At 59.3% G+C, this 14,113-nt stretch carries 9 protein-coding genes; 3 read left to right on the top strand and 6 right to left on the bottom strand.

The genetic code is table 11. The annotated features are described in order from the left end of the window. Positions 1-143: 143 nt before the first annotated feature. Entirely contained in the window at positions 144-2,315 is a 2,172-nt protein-coding gene (locus tag DXZ77_RS03980; RefSeq protein WP_115030126.1) for a glycosyltransferase, read from the bottom strand. A 582-nt stretch (positions 2,316-2,897) separates the two neighbouring features. On the opposite strand from DXZ77_RS03980, the gene DXZ77_RS03975 reads away from it, so the two are divergent. Next, on the top strand, positions 2,898-4,424 hold the full coding sequence (locus DXZ77_RS03975; RefSeq protein ID WP_258553117.1) for a sugar transferase: 1,527 nt from the start codon (positions 2,898-2,900) through the stop codon (positions 4,422-4,424). Between the two features lie 64 nt (positions 4,425-4,488). Here the strand turns inward: DXZ77_RS03975 and DXZ77_RS03970 are convergent, their stop codons facing one another. The 3 genes from DXZ77_RS03970 to DXZ77_RS03960 all read right to left on the bottom strand — a co-directional run bounded on the left by DXZ77_RS03970 (position 4,489) and on the right by DXZ77_RS03960 (position 8,828). Then, positions 4,489-7,332: a vitamin B12-dependent ribonucleotide reductase gene (locus DXZ77_RS03970; protein ID WP_115030124.1), complete on the bottom strand. Its 2,844-nt coding sequence runs from the start codon at positions 7,330-7,332 to the stop codon at positions 4,489-4,491. Positions 7,333-7,534: 202 nt separating this feature from the next. Further along, positions 7,535-8,029: a transcriptional regulator NrdR gene (gene nrdR, locus DXZ77_RS03965; RefSeq protein ID WP_051277688.1), complete on the bottom strand. Its 495-nt coding sequence runs from the start codon at positions 8,027-8,029 to the stop codon at positions 7,535-7,537. 361 nt (positions 8,030-8,390) lie between these two features. After that, positions 8,391-8,828 (bottom strand): LysM peptidoglycan-binding domain-containing protein, encoded by a 438-nt coding sequence (locus DXZ77_RS03960; RefSeq protein WP_147279190.1) that lies wholly within the window; start codon positions 8,826-8,828, stop codon positions 8,391-8,393. A 429-nt stretch (positions 8,829-9,257) separates the two neighbouring features. Between DXZ77_RS03960 and lexA the strand changes: the two genes are divergently transcribed. Both lexA and DXZ77_RS03950 read left to right on the top strand, forming a co-directional pair. After that, positions 9,258-9,971, top strand: a complete 714-nt coding sequence (lexA, locus tag DXZ77_RS03955) for a transcriptional repressor LexA (RefSeq protein WP_115032523.1) — start codon at positions 9,258-9,260, stop codon at positions 9,969-9,971. Between the two features lie 40 nt (positions 9,972-10,011). Further along, complete coding sequence (locus tag DXZ77_RS03950; protein ID WP_115032521.1) at positions 10,012-10,956, top strand: LysR family transcriptional regulator; 945 nt, start codon at positions 10,012-10,014, stop codon at positions 10,954-10,956. A gap of 129 nt (positions 10,957-11,085) precedes the next feature. Here DXZ77_RS03950 and DXZ77_RS03945 read toward each other — a convergent pair whose 3' ends face one another. Beyond that, complete coding sequence (locus tag DXZ77_RS03945; RefSeq protein WP_115030120.1) at positions 11,086-13,377, bottom strand: DNA internalization-related competence protein ComEC/Rec2; 2,292 nt, start codon at positions 13,375-13,377, stop codon at positions 11,086-11,088. Further along, positions 13,374-13,799, bottom strand: a complete 426-nt coding sequence (locus DXZ77_RS03940) for a ComEA family DNA-binding protein (protein ID WP_115032519.1) — start codon at positions 13,797-13,799, stop codon at positions 13,374-13,376. Before DXZ77_RS03940 ends, DXZ77_RS03945 begins: the two co-directional genes overlap by 4 nt. Positions 13,800-14,113 lie beyond the last annotated feature (314 nt).

Genomic DNA, 14,113 nt, shown 5'->3' with positions numbered 1-14,113 from the left:
GTCGCTTTCCTGTCGGGTGTGGTGGCGACTTTTCTGAGGTGTTCCTTCAGGCGCGTGTTACTCCCCTTGGGGGCCAAGGGGCATACCTAGGGGGCCGATGGTGTCCCGTCGGCCCCCTAGGTGTTAGCTGTTCAGGTGTGGTGTTAGGCGGTGGTGGTGTCTGTGTGTGCGGGTTTTGCTGCTTCGAGTAGTTGTTCGATGGGTGCTAGGGCCGCGTCCCAGCCGTAGACGGCCAGCATCGCGTCGACGGCGTCTTGGGGCAGGATTTTTTCTCCGCGGAGGAGTTCGATTTCGATTGCTTCGCAGAAGCGGCTGAGGTCTTCGGAGGTGGTGCGGATGACTCCTTCGGGGAGTCCGTCGAGTCCGGATGCGCCGACGTGGGTCGAGACTGAAGGCAGGCCGTATCCAATGTATTCGAGCAGTTTGATGCGGGATCCGCCGCCTTCGAGGAGGGGTGCGATGCCTAGTCGTGCTCGTTCGAGTAGGGGTGCCATGCTAGGCACGTTTGCTTCGAGTCGGGTTCCGGGTGCTGCTTGGACGCGGGCACGGAATTCTTCGGAAGGGTTACGTCCGGCGATGGTTAGGACGAGTCCGTGGTGGCGGGAGATGAGGTCTGCCCATTGGGGTGATTCGATGAGCCAGAGGATGCCGTTGATGTTGGGGCGCCAGTCGAGGGCTCCGGTGAAGAGCAGCTCGAGGGAGTCGATTTTGGCGGCTTGGCTGCCTCCGCGTCGTTTTTCCGGTGGTGGTGGGGTGACGCCGTTGCGGGCCACGATTACGGTGCTGGTGCCGTCTTTGCGGGCTTGGTGGGCGTCGTGTTCGGTGCAGACGATCATGGGGTGGCGTGCCCCGGTGCCTTTTTCGAGGGTTTTGAGCAGGGCGGCTTCAGCGTAGGCAGCGACTTTCATGGCGCCGGTTTCGGCGTGGGCGCGTTGGGCCATGAGGTCGGATTCGACGTTGTGTGTGCTCAGCCAGACGGGTAGTCCTTCGGGGAGGATATCGGCGATTGCGAAGAGGCTGGTGTGGTCGATGATCGAGCCGCGGAAGAGGCCGTATTGCTCGAGTGCGTACTGGACTCCTTCGATGACGGCGTCACCGCAAAGCCGTAGGGCTCCTAGACTGCGGTATCGCATGAAGCTGGTGGCGTCTTCGACGCGGCTGAAAGGCCCTGATTTGGGGGTGAAGAGATCTTCGACGGTGAAGTTCTCGCCGCTGCCGCTGGCTTTTTTGACGCCTTGGGGGGTGACGAGGATGACGTCGTCGCGTTCGGCGAACCAGCGCACCATGGCTAGGGTGCGCAGCATACCTCCGGAGGTTGCTGGGATGCCGAATTCTTTGGTGACGAAGAGGAATGGGAGTCCGGGCACGCCTGCTGCTCGGGCGGTGGGTGAGGTTTCGAGGAAGCGGGAGTGGGCTACTTCACGGCCGCCGACGTTGGCGCGTCCGGTGGCGACTCCTTTGGCGTATTCGACGTAGAGCTTAGCCAGGGGTCGGTCACCGCGGGCTAGTTCGCGGGCGGCTCGGAGGGCGTAGCCGCCGAGCATGGCTCCGCGCATCACTTTGGCTTCGGGGCCGGTGTGGTAGCGCTTGACGTAGTTGGTGAAGGAGGCGCCGCGTAGGCGGAGCATTTCTTTGCTGGGGGCTCCGGATTTGCCTGCGCCGTGGGGGACGATGACGTCTGAGCGGAGAACTTCGGCTAGGCCTGCTTCACGGGCGCGGCGGCCGAAGGACATGTCTTCGGAGTAGACGTAGAAGGATTCGTCGAATCCTTCTAGGCGGCGGAATTGTTCGGTGCGTACTGCCATGCAGGCGCCGGTTGTCCATTCGACGGAGACGTTTTCGCCCATTTCGGGTTTGGCGTAGACCCCGGCTTTGGGGAAGCGTTTGTGAAGTCCGGCGGCGTAAACGATGGTGCGTGGGACGGTGGGTTCCCATCCCCCGACGCCTATTTCGACTCCGTCGGTAGAGACCATGGTTGCGGCGTGGGAGGCGGCGAGCACGTCAACGGCTAGGCCATCGACGAGGGCTTGCATGTCGCTCATGGTTGGTCGCGAGTCGGGGTTGACGAAGACGACGAAGGGGGCGGTGCTGGTGAATGCGCCTTTGTTTGCGGCGCGGGCGAAGCCGACGTTGCCGCCGTCGAGGTAGCGCACGTTGGGGTGTTTTCGAGCCCATTGGTCTAGGCCGTCAATGCCTTGTCCGTTGTCGACGATGACGATGGGTAGTTCTTCTGGCCATCCGGCGACGAGCTCTTCTACGTGTTCCCTGCTTTTGTAGGTGACGAGGACGACCTCGAAGTCATTCTTCGTGCTCATGTGTCTTCTCCCCTGATCCGGCGAACACGTCCTCGCTTGATCGGCGGCTCACCCCGGTGCGTTGGTGGCCGTTGCGGCGGCCACGTGACCGTGGTGGGGTGTGCGGACTTGTTGTGCTCGAGATTCTCGTTGTGATTCTTGACGACCTTACCGAGCTGATTGCTGTGGGGTAAGGCGGGCTGTGCGCATGCCGTGTGGAGTTCGGTTGTGGGCCGGTGTGTGGGTTGTTTTGTGTTCACCACGCGAGTCGTACCGGTGTGGGGGTGCCGCTAGACTTCGTGGGCAGTTGTCCAGGTCGGGCGCCCGTCTCACACTCCTTTTTAGGTATGTCGTTCTCGAGTGTGATTGGTCGCCTCTTGCGTCCCCTACGTGAAGGGGGGCGCCGGTGCTTCATCGATTGAGAGGGCGTTCCCGCCCGAGCCTCGGCACGAGCGCTATCCGTGGCCCAGCGTGGGGACACGTTCTCGTGTTGAAGAGGGGATCCACGCCGTGGGGGCGTGGTTTTGGTCGTGAGCGCGATGGAGCGGAGCCGGCTAGGCAGCGGGGGGCCGCTGCAGCGGCGACATTTTGGGGAGGTTTATTTTGTCGATTCACGAACGTGAGTCTGTGCCTGTGCAACACCGCACTGATGTGGAAGTTCTGGGGCATGAGCAGGGCAATGATTCGTTATCTGCTGGTGACGCTGTCCGCGGCGCTGCGCGTGGCGCGTGGTCACGCATGTACCTGCATCGGATTGTTGTGCTGGATGTGATTTCGGCAGTGCTGGGTCTTTTTTTGGCACTGAAAATTGGGCCTACTCGGGATGAGATCGCCGGTGGGTACATTCTGGCTAGTGCCCCTATCCCGTTGGTGTGGGTGGGGATTCTTGCTTTGTGCCACGCTTATGAGCGCCGTTATCTGGGCGTGCCCGATGAGGAGTATCGGACGGTGGGGCGTGCGGTGGTTGGCATGCTGGGTTTGCTGGCTGTGGCAGGAATGTTCACTAAGGGGCAGTGGTCTCGGGCGTACATCATCACGCTATTGGTGTCGTTGTTTGTACTGGCGTTAGTTAACCGCCGGATTATGCGTTGGTGGTTGCACAAGAACCGCCGCAATGGTCGTTTGATGCAGCGGACTGTGGTTGTTGGTCGTGCTGATGCTGCAGCCGAGTTGATTCGGCAGATTAAGCGCTCTCCCGACCAGGGTTTCGATGTGGTTGCGGTGTGCACTTCTGGGATGGATTCGTCGTGGAATGCCACCTCCGCGATTGAGGGGGTTCCGGTTTTCGGTAACCCGTCGGAGGCCACTTCAGCTGTGGATTTGTTTGATGCCGAGGTTGTGGCGGTGACGTCGCATCCGGAGTTGGCGGGTAAGTCTTTGCGCCGTCTGACCTGGGCGTTGGAGGAGCGCAATGTGGAGCTGGTGGTTTCTACCGGGCTTCTTGATGTAGCCGGACCGCGTTTGTCGATCCGCCAGTCTTCGGACATGTCGCTGCTGCATATTGAGCGTCCCGCGGCGACACGGCAGTCAGAGATTTTGAAGAGCATCATGGACCGCTCTATCGCGGCGGCGTTGATTGTTATTTTCTCTCCGTTGCTTATAGGTGTTGCTGTCGCGATTAAGGTGATTTCACCGGAGGGGCCGGTGATTTTCCGTCAGCAGCGTGTGGGGCAGCGTGGTGAGCTGTTCACGATTTACAAGTTCCGTTCGATGGTCCCTGATGCGGAAAAACGTCTTGCTGATTTGTTGAAGTACAACGAGGGCAACGAAGTCCAGTTCAAGATGAAGAAGGATCCGCGGATTATTCCGGGTATCGGTAGCTTCATTCGTAAGTACTCGGTGGATGAGTTGCCGCAGTTGTTCAATGTGTTGTTCGGGACGATGTCGTTGGTGGGGCCACGCCCGCAAAGCCAGGCCGAAGTTGAGCAGTATGAGCCCGATGCGATGCGTCGTCTACACGTCAAGCCCGGTATGACGGGGTTGTGGCAAGTCAGTGGCCGCAGCGACCTTGATTGGGAGCAGTCGATTCGTCTGGATTTGAAGTACGTGGACAACTGGTCCCCGATTGTGGACTTGAAAATTCTGGTTCGTACTTTCAAGGCAGTGTTTGCCAGCTCTGGGGCGTACTAACCAGCCTGTGTAGATGCACATCTAAGGGGGGCACCCGATATCGGGTGCCCCCCTTAGTCGTCTGTTAGCTGCAACCGCTGGTGGATCCGCATCCTTCGCAGGCGTAGCAGCTGCCCGCTGGGCGCATCTTGGTGCCGCAGGTCATGCACATGGGCGCGTCAGCGATTTTGCCTTGAAGTAACTCCATTAGGTCTGCTGAGGAGCGCACCGGCGCGGTGTTGCGGTGTTGTTCTTTAGCTCCCCAGACCGGTGTCTGTGAATAGTTTTCGAGTTCGCTTTCTTGGGCTTCGTCGCTGTTTTCGGCAAGGTATGAGCCTGTTTCTAGGTGGCGGGCACGTTCTTCGGCGGAGTAGATGCCGTATGCCGAGCGAGTGTCGAAGTCCAGGTAGTCCAGTGCCAGGCGCCGCGCGACATAGTCCATGATCGATTGGGCCATGCGAATATCGGGGTCGTCTGTCATGCCTGCTGGTTCAAAGCGCAGGTTGGAGAACTTTTCCACGAATGTTTCCAACGGAACGCCGTACTGCAGCCCAATCGAGACTGCGATTGAGAAAGCATCCATCACTCCGGCCAAGGTTGATCCTTGCTTACCGAATTTGAGGAACACCTCTCCTGGCCGCCCGTCTGCGTAGGCAGAGGCTGTCAGGTATCCCTCGGCTCCCCCTACCGCGAATGATGTTGTCGTTGAGGGACGTCGCCTGGGCAGGCGGGTGCGTTTGGCCCGGTACTCCACGATCTTTTCTGGCGCGGACTGTTCAGCAGGCGGTTGAGGGTCGGTGGTGGTGGAGGTTTTTTTCGCTCCACCATCAGACAGTGGCTGGCCAACTTTGCAGTTATCGCGGTAGACAGCCAGGGCTTTGAGGCCAAGTTCCCAGCCAGCCATGTACACATCAGCGATGTCTTGGATCGTTGCACTTTCGGGCAGGTTCACGGTTTTGCTGATCGCTCCGGACAGGAAAGGCTGCGTCGCGGCCATCATGCGCACGTGGCCCATGGGTGCGATTGCCCGTGCCCCCATGGCGCAATCGAACACTTCGTAGTGTTCTCGTTTCAGTCCGGGGGCGTCGATCACGTGCCCGTGTTCGGCGATGTATTCAACGATGGCTTCTACTTGCTCGTCTTGGTATCCCAGGCTGCGCAGGGCGCGGGGAACAGTGTGGTTGACGATCTGCATTGATCCGCCACCGACAAGTTTTTTGAATTTGACCAGTGAGAAGTCTGGTTCGATGCCGGTGGTGTCGCAATCCATCATGAAACCGATTGTGCCGGTGGGAGCCAGCACTGAGGCTTGTGCGTTGCGGTAACCATATTCGCCGCCGATACGCACTACGTCCTCCCATGCTTGATTCGCGGCGGTATGGATGCTTTGTGCCATCGGCTCGAAGGTGCGCAGAGTGAAACTGGCGTCTCGGTGCATCTGCATGACGCGTTGGTGAGACTCAGCGTTGCGGGCGTAGCCATTGTACGGACCGACGATGCCAGCTAGCTCGGCGGAGCGGCGGTAAGCAGTTCCCGTCATCAGGGATGTGATGGCAGCGGCGAGTGCCCTTCCGCCATCGGAGTCGTATCCGTGGCCGGTGGCCATCAGGAGTGCGCCGAGGTTGGCGTATCCGATGCCTAGTTGACGGAAGTCGCGTGTGGTTTCAGCGATAGCCAAGGTGGGAAAGTCTGCGAAGCAGATGGAGATGTCCATCGCGGTGAATACGAGTTCGACGATGTGAGTGAATTTCTCTACATCGAAGGTGTTGTCCTCGCGGAGGAATTTCAGCAGGTTCAGTGAGGCCAGGTTGCAGGAGCTGTTGTCTAGCGACATGTACTCCGAGCAGGGGTTTGAGGCAGTGATGCGGCCAGATTCGGGGGTGGTGTGCCAGTGGTTGATGGTGGTGTCGTATTGCAGTCCGGGGTCGGCGCATTCCCAGGCAGCTTTTGCGATGGTGTCGAACAGGGATTTGGCGTCAACTTCTTCGATGACTTCACCGCTCATGCGGGCTTTGAGGCCGTAGGTGGTGCGGTTTTTGACTGCTTCCATGAAGGCATCGTCGACGCGTACTGAGTTATTGGCGTTCTGGTACTGCACGGACACGATGTCTTTGCCGCCCAGATCCATGTCGAATCCGGCGTCGCGCAGGGCGCGGACTTTATCTTCTTCGCGTGCCTTGGTGAGGATGAATTCTTCAATGTCGGGGTGGTCGACATCTAGGACCACCATTTTTGCTGCGCGTCGGGTAGCGCCGCCAGATTTGATAGTTCCTGCCGAGGCGTCGGCGCCACGCATGAAGCTCACTGGCCCTGATGCGGTGCCTCCAGAGGAGAGAAGTTCTTTGCTGGAGCGGATGCGGGACAGGTTCAGTCCTGCGCCGGAGCCGCCTTTGAAAATGAATCCTTCTTCGCGATACCAGTTCAGGATTGATTCCATGGAGTCTTCAACGGAGAGGATGAAGCATGCGCTGACCTGCTGGGGGCTGGCGGTGCCGACGTTGAACCAGACTGGTGAGTTGAAGCTGAAGATTTGGTGCACCAGGGCGTAGGTGAGTTCGTGTTCGAAGATTGTGGCGTCTTCATCCGTGGCGAAGTAGCCGTGCTTTTTTCCTGCGGTGACGTATGTCATGACGACTCGGTCAATCAGTGTTTTGAGTGAGGATTCACGTGTTGGTGTTCCTACTGCGCCGCGGAAGTATTTTGTGGTGACGATGGTGCTGGCGTTCATTGACCAGAAGTCGGGGAATTCAACTCCGTGTTGTTCGAAGATTGTTTCGCCGGTTTTCCAGTTTGTTTGGACAACGTCGCGTTTTTCCCATGTCACCTCTTCGTAGGGGTGCACGCCGGGGGTGGTGAAGATACGCGCGACGGTGATTCCTTGCCTGCCTGCGTTGTCTGATTCAGCCATTGTGTCGGTGGTTTCGCTCATACGTCGTTCCTCCCAGACTCGGCTCTTGCGAAGCCGCTTTACTGTTTGCTCGCCCCGAACGCTTGACTATGTCGACGACGCAGGCACAGTGGCGTAGGGCCTCGGACGCCCGCTGAATGCGGGCATGGGTGATAGCGGCACCAGTTGTTGGCCCGCTGATGGTGAGAAATGTGAAAAACGCGCTATGAAAGCGTGGTGATGCTTACCCGCTGCCGGGTGGGTCTCCGTCGTCGGTAATGACGCCGTTCTCGTCCTGAGGTTGGCGCAGACGGGCGATCGCAGCCTCGAAATCTTCGAGACGCTCGAAATCTTGATAGACGCTGGCGAACCTTAGGTAGGCGACAACGTCGAGGGCTTGTAGTGGTTCAAGGATTGCCAGTCCGATGGCGTGCGCGTCGACCTCAGCGGCGCCGCGCATCCTGATGTTTTCTTCTACGTGTTGGGCAAGTAATGCCAGGTCGTCGTCCGAGACGGGTCTACCTTGGCATGCTTTGCGCACCCCAGTGACAATTTTTCCGCGGCTGAAGGGCTCACTTGCACCGGAACGTTTCCGTACTGCTAGTGCGGAGGTTTCCAGGGTTGTGAAACGTCTGCCGCAGGAAGGGCACTCTCTTCTGCGCCGGATGCCCGATCCGTCGTCAATCGCGCGACTGTCGATGACTCGACTGTCGTCGTGACGACAAAATGGGCAGTGCACGTCGCTTTCCTTCCTTGCGTGTTGAGTGTCGTTGCTGCCGTGAGGAACGGCCACATCGCGTGGATCCCCGCACGTCTAGGAACGCAGGTTCACGTTCTTTCAGTAGACAAAGGCCCACTGAAATAATAGCGATATAAAACCTTTTACCCATCCACAAGATATGGACAATGCTTCATCTGGCGTCACTAGATGTAGTGATCCTATGGGTGCCGCTTCTCCAAACAAAAGCTGGAAGACCGTTTGATACGTCACTTTCCCTACCCCAGGCTCGCAAACACACAGGCCACCCCCACTCACGCGCCCCTCAACCCAGCACCCCAACTCCCCCACCGGCGTGTCGAAGCTAGTTCCCCAATGAATCTCACAGCATGCGCGGAATCCACAAACGCTGCCCCACACTCACATGCACATCAGCCAAATCATTGATCTGCTGCAGGATCATCACCGCATCACCAGAGGGAAGCTGCGGCAGATGCTCCCGGGCAATATCTGCCAGCGTCGACTGGTTCTCCGTAACGGTCACCATGCGATCCATCACAATCCCCACCTGATCAGGGCCGGCGCACACCATAAAGACGACAAGCGACACCACAAACACCACCCCCAAAGCCACCATTAAACGGCCTGTAGATATCGACCACACCGGGCTTACTTCTCCCCGCCTCGATTCTGGGAAAGAAATGACCGTCGCCAACCCCTCACCTACAACTGTGGCCCTACCGCTGGCTTCACCATGCCCCCGCAGGTCAGCTTGATCCCCGCCAGGTGATACCGCATGCAACATATTGCGACCAGTCATGACGAACTCCCTCTTTTCATACCCAGACATCAAACCTGTACCTGCTGCACGCGAGCCAATGATTCGAATACATGTTCTATCGAACAAAAGTTCGATAGAAAAAGCAAGGATATTTCGCACACATATTCGATTTAACTAATTCAACTTGACCAACGTGACCCTGCAAATAGCCTCCTCCTTCTGGGCTGCGCAACACAGAATCCGAACATCTGTTTGAGGAAACCCCCCATCGCCGCCTAGAATTCGAACAACAGCCCCATCCCGCAACTCTCATCGGGCTCACGTGCACACCCAATCCAGAGCCTCGAAATGAGCGGGAACCAGCCAGCCCAAGGTGAGACCCACCTTGCTCTCACCCTCCGACACCGTTCACACGCCCCCTGCGAGATCTCACCTTGTCGGCAGGCGATGCTAGAGAAAGGGATCCCCATGTCCGAGATCCATGAAATCGCCGCTCAACAACGCCCCGGACTCACTGCACGGCAACGTAAAGTTCTCCAGGTCATACGCGTCTGCGTTGAATCCCGCGGATATCCGCCCAGCCTGCGCGAAATCGGCGATGCCGCAGGACTGACCTCACCCAGCAGCGTCTCCCACCAGCTCTCCGCCCTCGAACGCAAGGGCTACCTACGCCGCGACCCCCACCGCCCCCGCGCCATCGAAATACTCATCGACACCGACCTAGACCTCCCCGACCGCAAAGAGTCCCGTCCCGACTCCACAGAACCCCCCACGCCAGAAATAAGTGGCACCGATCTGCACCCCGAAGCCACCTACGTGCCCATCCTTGGCCGTATCGCAGCTGGCACCCCCATACCCGCAGAAGAAGCACTCGAAGACGTCTTTCCTCTACCGCGCCAACTCGTCGGTGAAGGAGAACTTTTCCTCCTACAAGTCTTCGGTGACTCCATGGTCGACGCCGCCATCTGCGACAAAGACTGGGTCGTCGTCCGCCGCCAACCCACCGCTAGCAACGGCGAAATCATCGCAGCCATGCTCGACTCCGAAGCAACAGTCAAAACCCTAAAAATCAACCCCGACGGCTCCCGCTGGCTCATGCCGCACAACCCCGCTTACAACCCCATCGACGCCACCGGCGCCACCATCCTCGGGAAAGTCACCGCAGTCATCCGACGCCTGTGACCACCCGCGATACCAGTAACGCGACGTTATGATCAGCAACATGATCGATATCGCCGGTTTCCGAGTCATGCGCGCCATCGCCGACGCCGGAAGCTTCACCTCCGCCGCTGCCTCCCTGGGCTACTCCCAACCTGCGATCTCACAAATGGTGCGCCGACTCGAACAACGCACCGGAACCACCCTCGTTGAACGTGTAGGCCGCACCGTACGACTCACCGAAGCAGGCGAAGTCCTGGCCCGCCACGCCACAGCCATACTCACCGCACTCGAACAAGCCGAAGACGAAATATCAGCCATCGCCGGACTCGAATCAGGACGAGTACGCCTCATGGCCTTCCCGTCGGCATCGGCCGCCATTGTCCCGGCCGCCCTAGCGCAACTACGCGAAACCTACCCCGGCATCACAGTCACCTTCACCGAAGGCGAACCCCCGCAAGCATTAGCCGCCCTGCGTGCCGGTGAATGCGACATCGCTTTAGTCTTCGCCTACGACGGAGCCGGGCTACCCGCAGCCGAGGACAACCTCGAAACACTCCACGCCATCGAGCTATTCGACGACCCCGTACACGTCGCACTCCCCCGCCAACACCCCCTCACCAGCAATCCCGTAGTCAATCTCGCCGACCTCACCAATGAAGACTGGATCGCCGGCTGCCCCCGCTGCCGCGGCCACCTCCTGGACTCTTGCAACCTGGCCGGATTCCGTCCCCGCGTCACCTACGAAACCGAGGACTACATGGCCGTACTCGGGTTCGTCGGCGCCGGGCTCGGCGCCGCCCTCATTCCCGCTCTGAACCTCTCCAAAGCCATCCACCCCGACGTAGCCATCCGCGACATCACCCCCCAAAGTCACCGCACCGTCTACGCCGTCACCACACCCGATCTCTTCCGCGTCCCCGCCGTCGCCACCACCCTCCACGCCCTCACCGACAGCGCAGAACACGCACACACATCACCAGAAATCCCCGCCACTCTCATGATCTAAAACCTCACCTGGTTCGCAATCCCCGAACCACAACACCCCGGCCACCACCAGCACCCGAAACATGCATCAAGACCGTCCCCGCCTCATCGGTGCGCCACACACTCGCCCCCGAACGCTGCAAATCCATCATCACCGACGGAGCTGGATGCCCATAAGTGTTCTGCGCCCCACACTAATAACCGCAACTACCGCCCGCAGATCGCTATACAACCCTGCAGCAACATGCGCCGACCCATGATGCGACACCTTCACCACATCAAAACTGCCTAACTGCCCACTACCCTCAAGAGCACGACGCACAGCAGCAGTAGCTAACTCTTCAGCATCCCCCAACAACAACACCCGCATCCCACCAGCTTCAGCAGTAAGAACCAAAGAGCCGTCATTAGAACTAGCGCTGTGCTCACTACGCGGCCACACAGTCCGCAAACGAAGCCCACCCCACACACCCTCACTACCCATCACCCACTTCTCCACCGGGATCTGCGCACTTTGCGCGATCCGAGTGATCTGAGCAGGACGCCCCCGCGCCTCAGCCGCAGCAGAAACAACCAGCCGCTCCACCTTCCGGCCAGCAACCACACCCGAAAGCCCCGCAACGTGATCCGAGTCGTAATGGGTCAACACCACCGCCGCCAAATGCTGCACACCCAACGCATCAAGACAGGCATCAATCAACCACGGATCACGACCGGTATCAACCAAAACAGTTGACGCATGATCATCACCACGCACAACCAACGCATCCCCCTGCCCCACATCACAGGCAGCGAATTTCCACCCTTGAGCCCCCTGCCCACCAGGCAACGGAACACACACCGCGAACAAAGCAACAAACAAGCTTGCACCAGCAAAAACGCCATGACGACACACAACCTCCAAAAGTCGCCGCCACGCCGGAGCCGTGAACAACGCCACCACAGTGAGCACCGCAAACACACCAGCTCCCCACCCCCCTGCCGGCCACGGCACTGTTCCACCAGGAACGACCGCCAACCCATGCGCCACAAACGCAATCGCCAACGCGCACACCCCCGGGAACCACGCACACAATGCCGCCAGCGACGGAAACACCAACGAGGCAGCAGCCGTGAAAATCCCACCCAGAGTGACCGGGGCAACCAAAGGAGCGGTGAGTACGTTGGCCGGGATAGAAATCAGCTGAATCCCTGGGCTCAGGAGAAGCAACACCGGAGCACACATCACCTGTGCAGCCAACGGAACAGCCACAAGGGGAGCCAGCCAACGCAAAAATCTCGGGAGCTCATCTGCGATCTCGTCAGACCACGAGCGCGCAAACAGGACAATTCCCGCCGTGGCCAACACCGAAAGCGCAAACCCATAGCTACGGGCCAACCACGGATCGAAACCCAGAAGCACCAGAATGGCGGCGGCCAAAGCAGGCAACGCAGCACCGCGACGTGAAGCGCTAACACCAACCAGACCAATAGTCCCCATCGTTGCCGCGCGCAGCACACTTGCATCTGGGCGAGCCACAACCACGAAAAGAGCGACTGCGGCCACGCCAAGAAAAGGCCGGACCCGCCGCGGCATTCCGATCAGCCGCATCAAGAAAGCAGCACCAAGGAGTACATACGTCACGTTCGTGCCCGACACTGCACTCAAGTGGGTCAAGCCGGTGTCGCGCATCGCCTCGACCAGAGAAGAAGACTGTTGTGAACGATCACCTAGAACCATCGCCGGAACCAATCCGCGAGCATCGTCAGGCAGAGCGTGAGTGGCCTGACTGAGCCCAGTTCGGACGTGCGTGGCCACGGCCAAGATCGGGTTCGGTGATGGGTGTACCTGTAGTGCGTTGGGGCGGCTCACGGTGGCGACGGCTTTATCTGGCGCAGGGACTGCCCGTAGCGCTCCACGCACCGTAATGGTGTCACCCCAGTTTGCGTGAGTGAGGCGGTGATCAGCGAAAATCCGCACCGGTGTAGCTACCGGAGTGCTCAGCGCATGATGTTCGATTGTTTCGACGTTCATTAAGGCGACATACAGTGCTCCCGAGCCGTTCGCGGAGGGGACTTGTCGTGGTTCTTCGGTGATACGTCCAGTCAGGGCGGCAGTGGCGTGTGTTACTGCAAGATCGGGGATGGGGCCAGCTTGCCTACGCAGATCATGCGCGGTGGCGGTGGCGCACAGAACAAACGTGGCAATGAGAGCCAAAGTGCCGATGCGCGCGATGGGGGTGGGGCGCCGGCAGAGAAATACAGCAGCGGGCAAAGCGAGCAGCGCACTGATCAGTGCTGCCCCAATGGTGAAACTCCAATGCGGCCCAGCCGCAGCTAGTACGCTCCACGCGATCACTGCGGGGATAAAAAGGCGCAGGTCAGCAGGAAGTTCAGTGGCCGAGGAGGTTTTTTCGCGCTTATCACGCAGTGCGTTAAGAAGCAGGCTGGCAACCGCCCTCATACCGTGACGAGTTGGGCAAGTTTAGCGAAGGTTTTTTCACCGACGCCAGAGACCTCGTTAAGGTCTTCCACACGCGTGAAGCGCCCGTTATCGGTGCGCCATTTAATGATTTTTCCAGCCATCACAGGGCCAACACCAGGCAAGGTTTCCAAAGTGGTTTGGTCAGCGCTGTTGAGGTTCACTTTGCCTGCAGCGGTAGTAGAAGCACCTGGGCTGCTTACAGCGGCCGCGGGGGCTGCCTCACCCAGGGCAGCGACGATGATCTGTTCACCATCGCTGAGTGGCTTGGCCATATTGATGCTGCGGGCATCGCTTCCACGTGCGAAACCACCTGCAGCCGCAATCGCTTGGCTTGCACGGGATCCCGCAGGCACGGTGACGACCCCCGGTTTGGTCACTTTCCCAGCGACATGGACCGTGATGGCGGCTGGGGTCGTCTGTGAGTGTTTATCAGCCGTCCCAGCGGTTCCTGAAGGGGACGGTTTCCCGGCGGCATGGGTGGATGCAGCGGGAACGGTGTGCTCTGCTGCTTGACGTTCGGTAAACCACCAACGTGCGAACACCACCGCACATGCCAGCACGCCAATGATCAAGGCTCCGATAATCGCGCGAGTAGGGGGAACGCTCCTGGCTGTTTGGAGACGTTGCGGAACAGCGAGCAGAGCACGAGTGTCCGTGGTGTGTGTGTTCTTCCTCTTCTAGGGGTGGCAAACGCCGTTGCTGGTTGTGACTTTCC

The sequence above is a fragment of the Dermatophilus congolensis genome (genome assembly GCF_900447215.1).
In the GTDB taxonomy this organism is placed as follows: domain Bacteria; phylum Actinomycetota; class Actinomycetes; order Actinomycetales; family Dermatophilaceae; genus Dermatophilus; species Dermatophilus congolensis_A.
The sequence above is the reverse complement of the archived record's forward strand: the minus strand, read 5'-3'. Positions and strand labels throughout refer to the sequence as shown.

Coding starts and splice junctions, on each gene's coding strand:
- DXZ77_RS03980 (WP_115030126.1), bottom strand. CDS start 2,315: ATGAGCACGAAGAATGACTTCGAGGTCGTCCTCGTCACCTACAAAAGC.
- DXZ77_RS03960 (WP_147279190.1), bottom strand. CDS start 8,828: ATGACTGGTCGCAATATGTTGCATGCGGTATCACCTGGCGGGGATCAA.
- DXZ77_RS03945 (WP_115030120.1), bottom strand. CDS start 13,377: ATGAGGGCGGTTGCCAGCCTGCTTCTTAACGCACTGCGTGATAAGCGC.
- lexA (WP_115032523.1), top strand. CDS start 9,258: ATGTCCGAGATCCATGAAATCGCCGCTCAACAACGCCCCGGACTCACT.
- DXZ77_RS03970 (WP_115030124.1), bottom strand. CDS start 7,332: ATGAGCGAAACCACCGACACAATGGCTGAATCAGACAACGCAGGCAGG.
- DXZ77_RS03950 (WP_115032521.1), top strand. CDS start 10,012: ATGATCGATATCGCCGGTTTCCGAGTCATGCGCGCCATCGCCGACGCC.